Source organism: Mesorhizobium sp. B2-8-3 (genome assembly GCF_006440815.1).
In the GTDB taxonomy this organism is placed as follows: Bacteria; Pseudomonadota; Alphaproteobacteria; order Rhizobiales; family Rhizobiaceae; genus Mesorhizobium.
In genome coordinates, this window is sequence record NZ_VFTW01000008.1 from 208,194 (window position 1) to 225,103 (window position 16,910).

Annotated in this window: 17 protein-coding genes; 11 read left to right on the forward strand and 6 right to left on the reverse strand. The window is 64.0% G+C overall.

From position 1 onward, the window contains the following. The first annotated feature begins 8 nt into the window (after positions 1-8). The 5 genes from FJ418_RS15400 to ugpC all read left to right on the forward strand — a co-directional run bounded on the left by FJ418_RS15400 (position 9) and on the right by ugpC (position 6,515). A complete protein-coding gene (locus FJ418_RS15400) occupies positions 9-1,364 on the forward strand; it encodes an ABC transporter substrate-binding protein (RefSeq protein ID WP_140650735.1) in 1,356 nt (451 codons plus the stop codon). A 166-nt stretch (positions 1,365-1,530) separates the two neighbouring features. Beyond that, positions 1,531-2,544: a sugar ABC transporter permease gene (locus FJ418_RS15405; RefSeq protein ID WP_140647153.1), complete on the forward strand. Its 1,014-nt coding sequence runs from the start codon at positions 1,531-1,533 to the stop codon at positions 2,542-2,544. Between the two features lies 1 nt (position 2,545). Continuing rightward, positions 2,546-3,700, forward strand: coding sequence for a carbohydrate ABC transporter permease (locus tag FJ418_RS15410; RefSeq protein ID WP_140650738.1), 1,155 nt, complete (start codon positions 2,546-2,548; stop codon positions 3,698-3,700). A gap of 4 nt (positions 3,701-3,704) precedes the next feature. Further along, positions 3,705-5,369: an alpha-glucosidase gene (locus FJ418_RS15415; protein ID WP_140866907.1), complete on the forward strand. Its 1,665-nt coding sequence runs from the start codon at positions 3,705-3,707 to the stop codon at positions 5,367-5,369. A gap of 33 nt (positions 5,370-5,402) precedes the next feature. After that, the gene (ugpC, locus tag FJ418_RS15420; RefSeq protein WP_140702207.1) at positions 5,403-6,515 is read left to right on the forward strand and encodes a sn-glycerol-3-phosphate ABC transporter ATP-binding protein UgpC; all 1,113 of its coding nucleotides are present in this window, start codon (positions 5,403-5,405) and stop codon (positions 6,513-6,515) included. Positions 6,516-6,596: 81 nt separating this feature from the next. On the opposite strand, the gene FJ418_RS15425 is transcribed toward ugpC, so the two are convergent. Next, positions 6,597-6,830 (reverse strand): DUF680 domain-containing protein, encoded by a 234-nt coding sequence (locus FJ418_RS15425; RefSeq protein ID WP_140866910.1) that lies wholly within the window; start codon positions 6,828-6,830, stop codon positions 6,597-6,599. Between the two features lie 70 nt (positions 6,831-6,900). Then, complete coding sequence (locus tag FJ418_RS15430; RefSeq protein WP_140866913.1) at positions 6,901-7,107, reverse strand: DUF680 domain-containing protein; 207 nt, start codon at positions 7,105-7,107, stop codon at positions 6,901-6,903. Between the two features lie 535 nt (positions 7,108-7,642). Here FJ418_RS15430 and FJ418_RS15435 point away from each other — a divergent pair. Genes FJ418_RS15435 through FJ418_RS15460 form a run of 6 tightly spaced genes read left to right on the forward strand, consistent with a single transcriptional unit; the run spans position 7,643 to position 12,963 of the window. Continuing rightward, complete coding sequence (locus tag FJ418_RS15435) at positions 7,643-8,152, forward strand: PqqD family protein (RefSeq protein ID WP_246680617.1); 510 nt, start codon at positions 7,643-7,645, stop codon at positions 8,150-8,152. A gap of 38 nt (positions 8,153-8,190) precedes the next feature. After that, positions 8,191-9,267 carry a serine kinase gene (locus tag FJ418_RS15440; protein WP_140866916.1) on the forward strand — a complete coding sequence of 359 codons (1,077 nt, stop codon included), beginning with the start codon at positions 8,191-8,193 and terminating at the stop codon, positions 9,265-9,267. Further along, on the forward strand, positions 9,236-9,988 hold the full coding sequence (locus FJ418_RS15445) for a glycosyltransferase (RefSeq protein WP_181166949.1): 753 nt from the start codon (positions 9,236-9,238) through the stop codon (positions 9,986-9,988). The genes FJ418_RS15440 and FJ418_RS15445 overlap by 32 nt, the downstream gene beginning before the upstream one ends. A 46-nt stretch (positions 9,989-10,034) precedes the next feature. Continuing rightward, positions 10,035-10,787, forward strand: coding sequence for a glycosyltransferase family A protein (locus FJ418_RS15450; RefSeq protein ID WP_140866919.1), 753 nt, complete (start codon positions 10,035-10,037; stop codon positions 10,785-10,787). Continuing rightward, positions 10,787-11,464 (forward strand): glycosyltransferase family A protein, encoded by a 678-nt coding sequence (locus FJ418_RS15455; protein ID WP_140866922.1) that lies wholly within the window; start codon positions 10,787-10,789, stop codon positions 11,462-11,464. The genes FJ418_RS15450 and FJ418_RS15455 overlap by 1 nt, the downstream gene beginning before the upstream one ends. After that, positions 11,464-12,963, forward strand: coding sequence for a nucleotidyltransferase family protein (locus FJ418_RS15460; protein ID WP_140866925.1), 1,500 nt, complete (start codon positions 11,464-11,466; stop codon positions 12,961-12,963). The genes FJ418_RS15455 and FJ418_RS15460 overlap by 1 nt, the downstream gene beginning before the upstream one ends. On the opposite strand, the gene FJ418_RS15465 is transcribed toward FJ418_RS15460, so the two are convergent. The 4 genes from FJ418_RS15465 to FJ418_RS15480 form a co-directional block, all read right to left on the reverse strand. After that, positions 12,951-13,697 (reverse strand): ferredoxin reductase, encoded by a 747-nt coding sequence (locus FJ418_RS15465; protein ID WP_140866928.1) that lies wholly within the window; start codon positions 13,695-13,697, stop codon positions 12,951-12,953. The two genes, FJ418_RS15460 and FJ418_RS15465, sit on opposite strands and share 13 nt — an antisense overlap. Positions 13,698-13,720: 23 nt before the next feature. Beyond that, the gene (locus FJ418_RS15470; protein ID WP_140866931.1) at positions 13,721-14,332 is read right to left on the reverse strand and encodes a molybdopterin-dependent oxidoreductase; all 612 of its coding nucleotides are present in this window, start codon (positions 14,330-14,332) and stop codon (positions 13,721-13,723) included. Positions 14,333-14,445: 113 nt separating this feature from the next. Further along, positions 14,446-15,984 carry a DegQ family serine endoprotease gene (locus FJ418_RS15475; protein ID WP_140866934.1) on the reverse strand — a complete coding sequence of 513 codons (1,539 nt, stop codon included), beginning with the start codon at positions 15,982-15,984 and terminating at the stop codon, positions 14,446-14,448. Between the two features lie 186 nt (positions 15,985-16,170). Beyond that, a complete protein-coding gene (locus FJ418_RS15480) occupies positions 16,171-16,902 on the reverse strand; it encodes an MBL fold metallo-hydrolase (RefSeq protein WP_140866981.1) in 732 nt (243 codons plus the stop codon). Positions 16,903-16,910 lie beyond the last annotated feature (8 nt).

Sequence of the window (16,910 nt, forward strand, 5' to 3'; positions counted from 1 at the left end):
GACTTGCGATGAAGAAAATGCTTCTCTTGGGTGCGGCGTTTGCGGCACTCACCCTTAGCCTGCCGGCGCAAGCCGAACTGAAGTTCAAGCCGGGCGAGGATCCGAAGTTTCACTGGGCGAACTACGACGACCTCAAAAAGGTCGATCTCAAGGGCGAGACGCTGACGATCTTCGGGCCGTGGCGCGGCGAGGACGAGACGCTCGTGCGTTCGGTCCTCGACTATTTCGCCGAGGCCACCGGCGCGGAGGTGAAATATTCCTCGTCCGAGAACTATGAGCAGCAGATCGTCATCGACACCCAGGCCGGCAGCCCGCCCAACATCGCCGTCCTGCCGCAGCCCGGCCTGATACAGGATCTTGCTTCCAAGGGCGTGCTGACCCCGCTGGGCGACGACGTCGCCGCCTGGATCAAGGAAAATTACGCCGCCGGCGACTCCTGGGCCAAGCTCGGCACCTATAATGGCAAGGACGGCAAGCCCGGCTTCTACGCCTTCCCCTACAAGATCGACGTGAAGGGGCTGGTCTGGTACTCGCCCGACAATTTCGACGAGGCCGGCTACAAGGTGCCGAAAACCCAGGAAGAACTCGCCGACCTCGAAAAGAAGATCATCGCCGACGGCGGCAAGCCCTGGTGCATCGGGCTCGGTTCCGGCGGCGCCACCGGCTGGCCGGCGACCGACTGGGTCGAGGACATCATGCTGAGAACCCAGCCGCCGGAAGTCTACGACAAGTGGGTGAAGAACGAGATCCCGTTCACCGACCCGGCCGTGGTCAACGCCATCGACATCTTCGGCAAGATCGCCACCGACGACAAGATGGTGGACGGCGGCGCCAAGGCGGTCGCGGCGACCGACTTCCGCGACAGCCCGAAGGGCCTCTTCACCGTGCCACCCAAGTGCTACATGCACCATCAGGCATCGTTCATCCCCTCCTTCTTCCCGGAAAATGTGAAGCTCGGCCAGGACGCGGACTTCTTCCCCTACCCGCCTTACGCCTCCAAGCCGGAACTGGGCACGCCGCTGGAAGTGGCCGGCACGCTGGTGATGATCACCAAGGATTCCAAGGCCTCGCGCGAGTTCATCAAATTCCTCGAGATGCCGCTCGCGCATGAATTGTGGATGGCGCAAAAGAGCTTCGTCACCCCCTTCAAGTCAGCCAACAAGGATGCCTATGGCAGCGACGCGCTGAAGAAGCAGGGCGAGATCCTGGTCGGCGCCACGACTGTCCGCTTCGACGGGTCCGACCTGATGCCCGGCAAGGTCGGCGCGGGCTCGTTCTGGACCGGCATGATCGACCTGGTCGGCGGCAAGTCCGCGCAGGACGTCGCCGCCGACATCCAGAAAAGCTGGGATGCCATCAAGTAAGCATCCTGAAATCCTCCTAATCCTCCATCTGGATCCGGGCCACGGCCCGGATCCGACCGGCGGTCAACGCCGGAAGCCTTCGCGTTTCGATTGTTCCGAATAACCGAAAGTCGGTGCATCCGATCGCCAGCCCTGGCTGGCCGGTCATGCGCAGGGAGAGGGACCCATGGCGACTCAGATTTTCTCGGCCATATTCGTCATCATCATCGGCGTCGGCGGCTGTGTCGCCTATTTCTGGGGCGCCAACAAACTGCTCGATCTCGTCTTCCCGTCACGCGGCGTCTCGGGCACCGCCGCCGTCGACAATTTGCGCCGGCAGGGACTGGTGCGGCCCTGGCTGTTCGTCGGCCCGGCGATGATCATCCTTACCATCTATCTGATCTACCCGGTCATCGAGACGCTGAGGCTCTCCTTTCTCGATCGCGGCGGCGAGAATTTCGTCGGCCTCGCCAATTATGAATGGGCGCTCGGCGATCACGATTTCCGCAATTCGATCCTGAACAATGTGCTTTGGCTGGCGGTGGTGCCGGCGGCCTGCACCTTCCTTGGGCTGATCATCGCCGTGCTCACCGACAAGATCTGGTGGGGCACGATCGCCAAGAGCCTGATCTTCCTGCCTCTCGCCATTTCCTTCGTCGGCGCCAGCGTGATCTGGAAGTTCATCTACGAGTATCGCGGCGAGGGCCAGGTGCAGATCGGCCTGCTCAACGCCATCATCCAATATTTCGGCGGCCAGCCGCAGGTGTGGATATCGCTGCCGTTCTGGAACAATTTCTTCCTGATGATCATCCTGGTCTGGATCCAGACCGGCTTTGCGATGGTCATCCTGTCGTCGGCGCTGCGCGGCATTCCGGAAGAGACGCTGGAAGCGGCCGTGATCGACGGCGCCAACCCGTTCCAGATCTTCTGGAAGATCATGGTGCCGCAAATCTGGGGCACGATCGCAGTGGTGTGGACTACCATCACCATCCTGGTGCTGAAAGTGTTCGACATCGTGCTGACCATGACCAACGGCCAATGGAACAGCCAGGTGCTCGCCAATCTGATGTTCGACTGGATGTTCCGCGGCGGCGGCGACTTCGGCCGCGGCGCGACGATCGCCATCATCATCATGATCGCGGTCATCCCGATCATGGTCTGGAACATCCGCCAGGCCAACAAAGAGACGGGAGGGCACTGAGATGGCCGCCAAGACCGGAAAATCCTTCGCCGGCCGCTTCGGCGTCCACATCGCCGTGCTCGTCTTCGTGGTGATCTGGACCATTCCCACGCTCGGCATTCTCGTCTCGTCGCTGCGCGACAAGGACCAGATCGTCGCCGCCGGCTGGTGGAACTCCTTTGCCAGTTCCAGCCAGAGCGAGGCCGGGCGGCTTCCCGCGGCGTCGGCGCAAACCCAGAAGGACGGCAAATACGTCATCGAGGGCAACATCTTCGGCGACGGGCCCAAGCGTGAGATCAGCGCCTTCGGCGTGAAGTCGTCCGCGCCGACGCAATACAAGGCCGGGACGGTTGCCGAGCTCAATGATGGCGCCACCTTGCAGATGAACGCCGACGGCACGTTTATCCTGTCCTCGGTGAAAGCCTTCGAGGGCGACCGCGGCCAACGCGTCTATTTCGCCTCCTCCGCGCCGCCGAAATTCACCACGGACAACTACGATGCCGTGCTGTTTTCCGAAGGCATCGGCCGCTCGTTCATGAACTCGCTGACGGTGACCATCCCGGCAACGATCATCCCCATCCTCATCGCAGCCTTCGCGGCCTATGCATTGGCCTGGATGCGCTTTCCGGGCCGGGCGCTGCTGATTGCCGTCATCATCGGCCTGCTGGTCGTGCCGCTGCAGATGTCGCTGATCCCGCTGCTCAAGCTCTACAACGGCGTCGGCACCTTCTTCGGCGTGCCATCCAAGACCTATCTCGGCATCTGGCTGGCGCATACCGGCTTCGGCCTGCCCTTCGCCATCTACCTGCTCAGGAGCTACATTGCCGGCCTGCCGCGCGAGATCATGGAATCGGCGCGCATCGACGGCGCCAGCGACTTCGAGATCTTCGTCAAGATCGTGCTGCCGCTGTCCTTCCCGGTGCTTGCCTCCTTCGCCATCTTCCAGTTCCTGTGGGTATGGAACGATCTCCTGGTGGCGATGGTTTTCCTCGGCACGGCGCCCGATCAGATCGTGCTGACGGCCAAGCTCAACGCGCTGCTCGGCTCGCGCGGCGGCAACTGGGAGATCCTGACGACATCGGCGTTCATCACCATCATCGTGCCGCTGATCGTGTTCTTCTCGCTGCAGCGCTATTTCGTCCGCGGGCTGCTTGCCGGCTCGGTGAAAGGAGGTTGAAGACATGCAATCGGCTTTGAAGGCGACTTCGAGACCAGACCCCGCCGTCGACCGCGACTGGTGGCGGGGCGCGGTGATCTACCAGATCTATCCGCGCTCCTACCAGGACTCCAACGACGACGGCATCGGCGACCTGAAGGGCATCGTGCGGCGCCTGCCCTACATCGCTTCGCTCGGCGTCGATGCCATCTGGATCTCGCCCTTCTTCAAATCGCCGATGAAGGATTTCGGCTACGACGTGTCGGATTATTGCGCCGTCGACCCGATGTTCGGAACGCTCGCCGATTTCGACGCGCTGGTGACGGAAGCCCATCGGCTTGGCCTCAAGGTGATGATCGACGAGGTGCTGTCGCACACCGCCGACATCCACCCCTGGTTCAAGGAAAGCCGCTCCAGCCGTAACAATCCGAAAGCCGACTGGTATGTGTGGGCGGACGCAAAACCCGACGGCACGCCGCCCAACAACTGGCTGTCGATCTTCGGCGGCTCGGCCTGGCAGTGGGACACCAGCCGCCAGCAATATTACATGCACAATTTCCTGGCCGAGCAGCCGGACCTCAACTTCCACAACCGGCAAGTCCAGGACGCGCTGCTCGATATCACCCGCTTCTGGCTGGAACGCGGCGTCGACGGCTTTCGGCTGGACACGATCAATTTCTACTTCCACAGCCAGGGGCTGGAGGACAATCCGCCGCTGCCGCCGGAACAGCGCAACGACCAGACGGCGCCGGCGGTCAATCCCTACAACTACCAGGACCATCTCTACGACAAGAGCCGACCGGAGAACCTCGGCTTCCTGGAGCGCTTCCGCGCGCTTCTCGACGAATATCCGGCGCAGGCCGCCGTCGGCGAGGTGGGCGATTCCCAGCGCGGCCTGGAAGTGGTCGCCGCCTACACCGCCGACGGCAAGCGCGTGCATATGTGCTATTCCTTCGACTTCCTGGCGCCGGAGAAGATCAGCGCGGCGAAAGTGCGCGCGGTGCTGGAGGCCTTCGGCACGGTCGCCAGCGACGGCTGGTCGTGCTGGGCCTTCTCCAATCATGACGTGATGCGGGTCGCCTCGCGCTGGGCCGCCAACGAGGCGGATCCGCCCGGCTATCTGAAGGTGATCTCGGCGCTTCTGATGTCGCTGCGCGGCTCGGTGTGCATCTATCAAGGCGAAGAGCTCGGCCTTGGCGAAGCGGAGCTGAAGTTCGAAGACCTGCAAGATCCCTACGGCATCCGGTTCTGGCCGGAGTTCAAGGGCCGCGACGGCTGCCGCACGCCGATGGTGTGGGACGCGGCCGCCAAGAATGGCGGTTTCTCGACCGCCAAGCCGTGGCTGCCGGTGCCGGGCAAGCACCTGTCGCAGGCCGTCAACGTGCAACAGGGCGACGCAAGCTCGCTGCTCGAACATTACCGCCGCTTCCTCGCCTTCCGGCGCCAGCATCCGGCACTGGCCAAGGGCGACATCGACTTCATCGAAAGCGATGGCGACACCGTCGCCTTCACGCGCCGCGAGGGCAACGAGCGGATCGTCTGCGTCTTCAACCTCGGCGGCAAGCCCGCCGAGGTCGATCTCGGCCGTGGCTCGCTGCAGCCCTTGCCGGGGCACGGCTTTTCGGGACAGACTGGCACCGGGCCGGTCCGCCTCGGCGGCTACGGCGCCTGGTTCGGGCGTGTCGACTGAACATTGCAACGGAAATCATTGGGAGGAGAAAACATGGCCGATGTCACGCTGAACCAGGTGAAGAAATCATACGGCAACCTCAACATTCTCCATGGCATCGACCTCGACATCAAATCGGGCGAGTTCATCGTCTTCGTCGGGCCGTCGGGTTGCGGCAAATCCACCTTGCTGCGGTCGATCGCCGGCCTCGAGGAGATCACCTCGGGCGAGCTGAAGATCGACGGCGAGGTGGTGAACGACGTGCCGCCGTCGAAGCGGGGCATCGCCATGGTGTTCCAGTCCTATGCGCTCTATCCGCATATGACGGTCTACGACAACATGGCCTTCTCGATGAAGATCGGCAAGGAAAGCAAGGCCGAGATCGACAAGCGCGTGCGCCAGGCGGCGGAGATCCTGCAGCTGACCAAATATCTCGACCGCCTGCCCAAGGCGATGTCGGGCGGCCAGCGCCAGCGCGTCGCCATCGGCCGCGCCATCGTGCGCAACCCGAAGGTGTTCCTGTTCGACGAGCCGCTGTCGAACCTCGACGCCGCGCTTCGCGTCGCCACCCGCATCGAGATCGCCAAGCTCAAGGAATCGATGCCGAACACCACCATGATCTACGTCACGCACGACCAGGTCGAGGCGATGACGCTGGCGGACCGCATCGTTGTGCTGAAGGAAGGTTATATCGAACAGGTCGGCACGCCGATGGAACTCTACAAGCGTCCGGGCAATTTGTTCGTCGCCCAGTTCATCGGCTCGCCGGCAATGAACATATTGCCGGCAAAGATCGAGAAGGCCGGCAATCCGACCGTGGTCAGCCATGTCGGCGGCCGCAAGGCGACGGTGCCGATCGCGACGCCGGCCTCGGCGAATGGCGCCGCGGTCAGCTTCGGCGTGCGGCCGGAGGATCTCGCGATCGCGACCGGCGCGGACTATCTGTTCGAAGGCAAGGTCGACTATATCGAGCAGCTTGGCGAGGTTCAGCTCGTCTATGTCGATATCGGCCGCACCGACCTGCCGCTGGTGGCCAAGCTGCCGGGCAATGTCGAGGTCAAGCGCGGCGAGACCCTGCGGCTCAACGCCAGCGGCGGCGATCTGCACATCTTCGACGCCGACGGCCATTCCTTCACGCTGCATCGCGAGGAAGCAAAGGCTGCCTGACGCCGCCGGAAGGCCGGCTTCCCAACAAAAAAGAGCGGCAGGCCAAGCCCGCCGCTCTCTCCTTCAAATCACAGTCGGCCGTCAGTGGTTGCCGAAGTGGTCGTGGTCGCTGCCCTGAGGGGCCGACTTCTGGACGTCGCGCGACGAGTTCAGCAGCTTGTAGACAGGCGAGTCGGTGCTGATCGACGACGTGCGGGTGGTGTCGACTGCCGGGGCCGGCTGGTTGACGCCACTGTTGCCATAATTGTCGCTGCCCGCAAAAGCGGCACCCGAAACGGCCAACAGGGTGGCCGTGGCAAGAACGATCTTCTTCATTTCAGTGCTCCTGAATCTTGTGATCCGACCGATGCGGCGGGCTAGCCCGCCGCCGGTTCAAGGTCGGTTGTTAGTTGTTGCCGAACAGGTTGTGGTCGGCGCCCGTCGTGGCAGGCTGCTGAGTGGCTGGCGCAGGCTGGTGGACCGAAGCCGTGTAGGAAGAGTCGACCTTGACGGCCGCCTGATTGGCTTCGTTCGGGTTGTAATGGTCGCTACCAGCGAAGGCGCTGCCAGAAATTGCCAGAAGGGCTGCGGCAGTGAGAACAATCTTTTTCATTTTTACTACTCCAGTATCTTAAGTCAGTCCGTCTAGCGGCGTGTCTTGGGAATGAAATCGCGTCGTTCGGACAACGCTGATTTGGGTGAACCGACTGCCGGATTCCAATCACGAAGTTTTTCCGTCTGGACCATGAATCCGCATCTTGAAGTTTTCATAAGCATGCCTATGACTTTATTTTCATTGAATAAAATCAATACGTTATTTCAATTTGGCGGTTGGCTCACCAAATGTATCGGAGCACCGACGTTCACACCGTCCTGCACGCACCGTCAACAGAAACGAACCGTTCAGTTCGATTTTAGAATCTCCTAATAGTCACTTTTCGATACTATTAACCATCCTACCCCCGTTCCAAAGGCCGATTCGGCCCGCATCGGGCCCGTATTTCCGACCGAAGGCCAAAAGCGGCGTTCGTGCCGAAAGCGCCGCGGCTGCCCCTTGTCGACGCTCGAGTTCGAGACTCGAACCGCGAACCAAACCCAAGATGGTCGAGATGGCGCCGGCACGCCTTGCCTTGCCAAGCAAGGACCGAGTGTTTACAGGCGTTGTCCAGGGGTCAGGCAACGATACGACCGGCGCAGCCGCCGGCTGGAATTGCAGCGGGGTCAACGACATGCCTCTTTCCGACATCTATGCCGTTGCGAGCAAGGACATTGTCTTCGAATCCTTCGACGGCGAGGCTGTCGTGCTCGACCTCTCCAACGGCAAGTATTTCGGCTTCTCCGATTCCGGCAGCAAGGTATGGCAGGCGCTGGCCTCGGGTGTCGGTACCGAGGCGCTGATCCGATCGGCGGCGGGCGCTGCGAGGATCGACGCCGCCGCGCTCGAGTCCTTCATTGGGCAGTTGGTCGAGTTTGGGCTGCTGACGCCTTCCGGCGCAACGCCGCTGCCCTCTTCCGACGATTTGCCGGCGGCGCTGGCGGCGGCGCGCGAGCCGCTCAATGTCAGCGTCCATGACGATCTTGCCGACCTCATCACCGTCGATCCGATCCACGAAGTCGAGGAGCCGCTCGGCTGGCCGGCCGTCAAGCAGGTTTCCTGAGCGACCGGCGAAGGGCGAGGTCAGGGCTGGAACAGACCATGCCACGCGTCACGCTCGAGACCCTGCCGGACTACGCCCGCTTCCTCCTCGCCGCCGCCGAGAGCGCGGCCGGGCAATTCCCGGTCCAGCGGATTGTCCGCCTGCCAGGGCTGGAATTGATCGCGCATCTCGAGCCCGGCGCGCTCGCGGATGCCCTTGGCCAGGCTTTCATCGAAGCCGGCGGCGATCCGCGGGACTCCCGTCAATGCCATGTCTTCATCGGCCATCCAGGCGTCGGCGGCATGCCGGTGCCGGCACGCTGGGGCGATGCGCATTTCACCGAACACGGCTTTGCCCAGAAACTCGCCGAGGCGGGGCTGCGCGGCCATCATTACCATGATCTGGATTTCTGGCAGGTCTACGACCCCGACCGACGGATCGGCGTCCAGCTGATGCGGTCCCCCGACGCGTTTCCGCCCTGGGAGCAAGGGGCGCCACTGCGCGCCTTCCTGCATTGGGAGTACGCCGCAGGCGGCATGCGCCTTGCCCATGCCGGCACGCTGGGCCTTGATGGCAAGGGCGTGCTGCTGGCCGGCGCCGGGGGCGCGGGAAAATCCGGAACCGTCGTTGCGGGACTGCTCAACGGGCTGGACAGCGTCGGCGACGACTATGTGCTGATCGACCTTTCCGGCGGCGTGACCGCGCGACCGCTGTTTTCGATCCTGAAACAGGATCCGCAGGGTTTCGCCCGGCTCGGGCTGGGAAGGCGGCTGGGAACCGGCCGACCGCTCAACTGGCAAGGCAAGCATGCCTTTCACATTAACGAGATCGCGCCTCGGCCAGTACGCGCGAGTCTGGACATTTCTGCGTTGATGGTGCCACATGTCAGTGGCGGAAAGACGAGTTCGATCGCACCGATTTCGCGCAAGGATGCGCTCATCGCGCTGGCGCCCTCCGGCATTGCCCAGATGCCTGGCGAGCGGGAAAGCGGGTTTCGCTTCTTCAGCGATCTCACACGCTTGCTGCCATGCTACCGGCTTTACCTCGGGAGGCATCCTGAGGAGATCGCCGGCACGATTGCGGATTTCCTTGCGCGGGCGCCCGATGAAGCTGAGCGTGATCATGCCGGTCTATAATCGCGAGCGCTTCGTCGTCCCGGCCCTGCGCTCGCTGCTGCGACAGCGCGACGCCGTCGACCTCGACATCATCGTGATCGACGACGGCTCGACGGACGGGTCGGCCGAGGCGGTTCGCGCGATGATGGACGAGAACGCCTGCATACGCCTGTTCCAACAAGCTCATATGGGTGTTGCCCGAGCCCGCAATGCCGGTCTGCGGCAATTGCCGGCGGACGCCGGCTTCGTGTCCTTCCTCGATTCCGACGATATTTCCCTTCCCGGCCGTTTCGAGGCCGACCTCGCTCATTTCGAAACGCATCCCGGCCTCGATCTGACCTACTCGCTGATGACGCTGGTCGACCGGATCGACGACGAGACGTTGGAGCCGGCCGCGAACAGCCGTATCTTGACGCTTCGCGGGCTCTCGCTGTGCACCGCCCTGTTCGGCCGGGCGCTTGTCGATCGCATCGGCTGGTTCGACGAGGAGTTCGAGTTGTCAGAGGACACAGACTATCTGCTGCGCGTCTTCGAAACGGGTCCCCGTTACGAGCTGCTGGACAACGTCGCGATCTACTACCGGCGTCATGCAGGGAACGCGACACGGCAAAATGACGGCAGGCTCCGCGACCATCTGCGAGCGATCCACAAAGCGATGAGACGGCGCAGGGCGGATCCGTCGCTGCGCGAGGCTCCGGGCATTTTCGAGTATAAGAGCCCACCCAGCTGGCAGGGTATGTGATGGACGCCGGGGGGCTGGACCACACAAGACAGTTCGGGGATCACGGATGAAGCTCTCCGTGATCATGCCGGTTCACAACCGCGAGACTTACGTCGGCGCAGCACTCCGCTCGCTGCTCAGGCAGCGCGACGCCGCCGATCTCGATATCGTCGTGATCGACGACGGCTCGACCGACGGTTCGGCTCAAGCCGTGCGCGCGATGATGGACGAAGCATCCTGCATCCGACTGTTTCAGCAGGAGAACATGGGCGTGACCCGGGCGCGCAACAGCGGACTGAGACAGCTCGAGCCGGAGGCGGTGCTGGTGTCCTTTCTGGATTCCGACGACATCTCGCCAGCCGGGCGCTTCGCCGCCGACATAGAGCTTTTCCGGAAGGATCCCGCTCTCGATCTTACCTATTCCAGGATGATGCTGGTCGACAGGATCGATGACCAGACGCTGGAGCCGGCAGAAGACTGCAACAGCATCACCATTCGCGGCATTCATCTGTCGGCCGCGATCTTCTCGCGCCGTTTGGTCGACCGGCTCGGCGGTTTCGACGAGGACTTCGTCCAGGCCGAAGATACGGACTTTCTGCTGCGCAGCTTCGAGGTCGGCCCCCGATACCTTCTCCCGGACACGCTGGCGCTTTATTACCGGCGGCATGCCGGCAACATGACGAGGCAGGAAGACGTCCAGTCGCGCGAGTTCATGCGCGCGATCTACAAATCGATGAAGCGCCGCAGGGCCAACCCGTCGCTCAAGCCGATCGAAGGCATTTTCGAACTGAAGAAACTCGCGGACTGGCGGTTCATGTGATGAGCGGATACGGCGTCGTCATTCCGGCCTACAACGCCAGCGCCACGATCGCCGAGACGCTGCGATCGGTGGCGGCGCAGACGGCGCGGCCCGAGCTGGTCGTGGTGGTCGATGACGGCTCGACCGATGATATTGCCACTGCTGTCGACGGCATCGACCTGCCGCTCAAGCTTTTGCGCCAGGACAATGCCGGGCCGGGCAGCGCGACCACCCGCGGCATCGCCGCGCTGTCGACGCCCTTCATCGCCACGCTCGACGCCGACGACCTTTGGCTGCCCGGAAAGATCGCGGCGCAGCTTGCCCATCTCGAACGGCTTCCCGGGACATCGGGGGTCTTCACCCATATACGCAGTTTTCGCGACGGAGAGCCCGATGCGATGGCCCCGACCGCAACGCCCGGCTGGTCGCGCTCGACGATGCTGATGCGCCGAGCGGCTGCGGAGAGCGTCGGACCGATGATCGACCCGCCGGGCGGCCGTGGCGAGATGATCGACTGGATCGCCCGGGCGCGGGAAAGCGGTTTTGTCCTCGACATGATGCCTGACATCCTGGCGCTGCGACGCATCAGGCCGGGAAGCCTGTCCTACGGGCGCGATACGGCACGCGACCGCGGCTACCTGGAAGTGGCACGGCTGGCCATGCTGCGACGGGCGCAAAGCAAGGCCAGCTCCAGCTGATGGCGAATATCCGTCACATCGGCAAGCGTTTTCCAGACTATGGCTGGTCCTGGCCGACCGGCTCGCTCGACCAATTGCTCAAGGCAGCGCTTCTGCCCGACGAAGAGGCGGCGCGCCTTTGCGCCGAAAGGTGGCTGGACGAGAACGACATCGACCGTGTCTCCTTCCGGGAGCACCGGCTGCTTGCCGCTATTTCCGACAGGTTCGGGCGCAAGCTTGCCGGCCACGCCGCCTATCCGCGCCTCGTCGGCCTGCAGAAGATGCTTTGGACCAAGTCGCGCATGGCCATGCGCGAGGCGGAGCCGGCGTTGAAGGGGATGGTCGATGCCGGCTGCGCGGTTATGCTGATCAAGGGCGCCAGCCGCATCGCGCTCGACGCCGCCGCGCAGCGCGGGCGCGTGGCGCATGACATCGACATACTGGTGCGGCCGGGCGATATGCAGCCGGCTTTCGATGTGCTGCGCGACCGCGGCTGGCAGATCGCCACCGGCGTTTCCCCGCAATATCTGCGCACAAGGCTGGCATCGCTGCGCTCGATGAATTTCTTCAAGGGCAATTATGGCGACATCGACCTGCATCAGCTCGCCTATGACGGCTCGCAGCAGAACGCCGAGGACGACCTCGCGATCTGGCGCCGCGCGATTGCCGCCAGGTTCAGCGACGTCAGCGTGATCGTCCCCTCGCCCGCCGACCGCATCGCGCTCGCCATCGCGCATGGCGGCCTCGACGCGCATACGCATAGCGACTGGCTGGTCGACTGCACCGTGGCCATCGAAGGCGGCGATGTCGACTGGGCGCTATTCCTCGACGTCATCGCCAGGCGTGGTCTCGCCGTCGCCGCGGCGGTCGCGCTTTCCTACCTCGCGCTGGAGATCGGCATCGCGGTGCCGGAAGCCGTCCTGGCGCAGGTGGTGGGCATGGCCGACCGGCGCGGTGCGGCGCGCCTGTCGTCCGTCCTGCAGGCCAAGCCGCGTACCGATTTCGGCGCGCTGACCTGGCTGTCGCGGGGGTTTGCGAAGCAGCTGCGCCTGCGGCGCAAGAAAGGCCGGCTGAAGCAGACCGAGCCGGACATCGTGTGGCGCGGCAAATCCATGGCGGCGAAGGCAGCCGGCGGGCCGGCGCCGTTCGTGCTTTCGCAGGCGTTGGGTGAGCCGCAGGGGGAAGCCGGCGAGATGATGCTCGATCTCGTCGTGCGCATCGTCGTTCCGCCGGTCAGGCGACGCATCGAAATGGAGATCAATGCGGGCGACCGGCACGTGGCTCGGCTGCGCTCGATGGCGATCAGCCGTTCCGGCGGGGAGCGGATGCTGCGCTTTCGCGGCAAGGTGAAGCTTGACAGAACGGGACGGGCCCTGGTGCTGGAGGCGCGGCCGTCACGGCAGTTTCGCGTCTGGGACAACGAGCAGGCCGTCGCCACCTATGGCGCGCTGCCTTTCCAGCTCGTTTCGGCAAGATTCTCCCGACCCCGGCTGAGACGAGGCTCGCCTCAGACGCCATAACGCTCGGTGCGGATCAACCCCGCCGGAACGCCGGCGCCGATCAGCGCGTCGGCGGCGGCCGATACGAATGCATTCGAGCCGCAGACATAGGCGAGCCTCGGCGTCTTCGGCAGACGCTCGATGGCCTGAGCCATCATGCGGGCGTCGACACGCCGGGAATAGTCGGAGGGCCGCCTGGCCGGCTCGCGGGTCAGCGTCAGCACCAGATCGAATCCGTCGCGACGATCGTCGAGGCCGACCAGCTCGTCACGGAAAATCACCTCGTCCCAGACCCGCGCCGAGAACACCAGCGCGACGGGCACCGCATTGTTGCGCAGCGTGCGATGGCGCAGCATCGCCATCAGCGGCACGACGCCTGAGCCGCCGCCGACCAGAAGGATCGGCCCGCCGTCGCTCTCCTCCCATATGAAATGGCCGCCCAGCGGCCCGCGCAGCTCGATCTCGTCGCCGACCGCCGCCACGTCGTGGAAGAAGGGCGAGACCTCGCCGTCGTCGAGCCGTTCGATCGCGAGCTCGATGCCGCCACCTGCTTCCGGCGCCGAAGCGATGGAATAGGAGCGGCGCGCCTGATAGCCGTCCGGCGCCGTCAGCCTGATGTCGACATGCTGCCCTGCAAGATGGGCGAAGGGCCGCGACGGCTGGAACCAGAAGCTGGTGACGCGCGGCGTGCGCTTTTCGATGCGGGCGATCGTGGCTGACTGCCAGGGCGATTGCGGCGACGGCTCGGCGGTCATCGATTGCTGCTCACAGATCGCCCTCACGGGTCACTGGAATAGCGCTGCTCGCGCCAGGGATCGCCATACATGTGATAGCCGCGCAGCTCCCAGAAGCCCGGCTCGTCGCGTTCGGTGAACTGCAGCCCGTTCACCCATTTGGCCGATTTCCAGAAATAGAGATGCGGCACCAGGAGCCGCGCCGGCCCGCCATGATCTGATGTGATCGGCTTGCCCTCATAGAGCAGCGCCACCATCGCCTTGCCGGTGACGAGGTCCTTGGTCGGGACATTGGTGGAATAGCCGTCGAAGGACAGCGCCAGCGTATAGGCGGTCGGTGGCTCGATGCCGGCATCGGCAAGGATGTCGTCGATCATCACGCCTTGCCATGGCGTGTTGAACTTGGTCCATGCCGTCACGCAATGGATGTCGCGCGTCATCTTGCTCTGCGGCAGTGCGTTGAATTCGGCCCAGTTCCATTTCTTGATCGGCCGTGGCCCCTGCTTGAGGGTGAAGGACCAGTCCTCGGAGCGCACCCGCGGCGTCGGCCCGGCCGACAGAACCGGGAAACCCTGCTCCAGATACTGGCCGGGCGGAATGCGCGCGTCGGTGTCGGAAGGAGGACGCCGTCCGGAAAAGAAACCACGGGTCACCATAGAGACATCTCCTGCGCCGGCAGAACCGATCGGCGCAGTGTTCTCGAAGATATCGCCATGGGCAACAGGAATCTCGGCGACCTGCCGGTTTCCGGCAGGCCGCCATGCGTTCGTCAGCCGGCGGCGAAGGGCACGGCCACGAAGATCTGCGCGTCGCCGCGATCGATCAGCAAAAGCACCGACCTCTTGCCGGACTTGCCTGCCTCGGCGATCGCCTGGTTGGCCTGCCTGGCGGTCTTCACCGGCATCTGGTCGACGCCGACGATGACATCGCCGGGCTGGATGCCGGCGACCGAAGCCGCCTTGTCCGGATTGACCCGCTCGACCACCGCGCCGCGCTGGTTGCCGGCAAGGTTGAGCTGGTCGCGAATATCGGGCGTGAGGTCGGTCAGGCCGAGGCCAAGCGAGGGAACGCGCAAGCCCTGTTCGGCCGACGGGCTGCGGCCTTGGTTGCCGTTCGACGCCGTCTTCTGATCGTCAGCGTTGCGGCCGACATCGGCGGAAATCTGCATCGCCTTGCCCTTGCGCCAGACATCGAGCGTTTCCTTGGCGCCCGGCGACACGTCGGCGACGGCGCGCGACAGATCCTTCGGATCCTTGATCTCCTGGCCGCCGAAGCCGGTGATGACGTCGCCGGTCTCGATGCCCGCCTTGGCAGCCGGCGACCCGTCGGTGACCTGGGAAACCAGCGCGCCGCCCGGATGATCGAGGCCGATGGCGCTGGCGACATCCTGAGTGACCGGCTGGATCTGCACGCCGAGATAGCCATACTCGATGTCACCGCCCTTCATCAGCTTGGCGACGACCTTCTCAGCTTGGTCGGACGGGATGGCAAAGCCGACCCCGACACTGCCGCCATTGGGCGAATAGATCGCCGTGTTGATGCCGATGACATTGCCGTTGACGTCGACCAGCGGGCCACCGGAATTGCCGTGGTTGATCGGCGCGTCGATCTGGATGAAGTCGTCGAACGGCCCGCTATGCAGGTCGCGGCCGCGCGCCGAAACGATGCCGGCGGTGACGGTGGTGCCGATGCCGAACGGGTTGCCGATCGCCAAAACCTGGTCACCGGTCATCAGCTTATTGGAATCGCCCCATTTGACGGTCGGCAGAGGCTTGTCGGCCTTGATCTTGAGCACCGCCAGATCGTTCTTGGCGTCGTGACCGACGAGCTTGGCGGGAAGCTCGGTACCGTCGTCGAGCGTCACCTTGATCGAGCTTGCGCCGTCGATCACGTGGTTGTTGGTGACGATGGTGCCGTCCGCGCCGACGATGAAGCCGGAGCCAAGCGCCTCGGCGCGCTGCCCCTGCTGCTGCGGCGGCGACTTCGGCATCGGCATGCCCTGGTCACCGAAGAACTGCTGGAAGAACTGGTCGAAAGGCGCATTGCCGCCGAGCGGCGAGCCCTCGTCCTGTGGCTGTGCCTTCATCACCGAAGTGATGGTGACAACGGCCGGCTTGGTGACGGCGATGATCGGCGCGAAGGAGCCGTTCGGAGCCGTGATGCCGGCGACGGGCGTCTGCGTGGTCGCGGCCACGGTGCTGAGGCCGGCATTGCTCTGGGCGAAGGAGACGATGACGGGCGAAATGATCAGCGCGGCGCCCAACAGGGCGGCGACGCGATGTCTGCGAAGAATGCTTGAGGGTGACATGGTCGTTCTGTCCGGGCGAGCGTTGATCCGGCGTCGCGGGCGCTCCCACGGGGTCGTCCGTCGACGTGCCGATGACCGGATTTGCCTGTCTCGCCGTGCATGGCAGCCGGCCGTCTCGACAGACACGCATCTAGGACGCCTAGTTGCCATAATTAGGGTTTTGAGGCGACCTTACGAAGATTTAATTCAGAGCGCGCTTACGAACCGCTCCCGGCGGCGCAGGTAGGACGAGGCCATTTCGCGCATGCGGGCGGCATCGAAGCTCGGTCCGTGGCCGCCATGGCCGATGCGGATCGGCAGGTCGAGCAGGCGCTGCATGGTGCGGCAATAGGCCGTGCGGTCCGAATCCGGCAGGTCGTCGATCAGCATGCCGTCATAGATGGCGTCGCCGGCGAAGAACAGGCCGTCGGTCTCGTCGAAAAGCGCGATCGAGTCCGGCGAGTGTCCAGGCAGATGCAGCACGCGGAATTTCCGGTCGCCGAGATCGACGATATCGCCCTCGTCGAGCGCGCGGGTCAGCGGGGCGGGAGGAATGCGATAGTCAGCCGCCTTCCAGTCCGGCGCCGGCAGCTTTGAGACGGCGCCGTCGAGATTGTGGAACATATACGCGTAGGTGACGGCATCATCCATGCTTTCGAATTGCGCAGCGCTCATCTTCGGCCCCATGCGCAGCGGGAACTCATGCAGCGAGCCGACATGGTCGAGATGGATGTGGGTGGCGACGACGATGAGCGGCTTGCCGGCCGGCGTGTCGATCTCGGACGCCAGGCGGCAAATACCCATGCCGGTGTCGACCAGCAGGTCCGCGTCGCGACCCTTCAAATGCCACATGTTGGCGCGCACGAAATCATGCACGAAGGGCTCGGTCAGCATCGTCGTGCCGGCATCGACTTTCGCCGTGCCGAACCAGTCGCCCATCTCAAGCT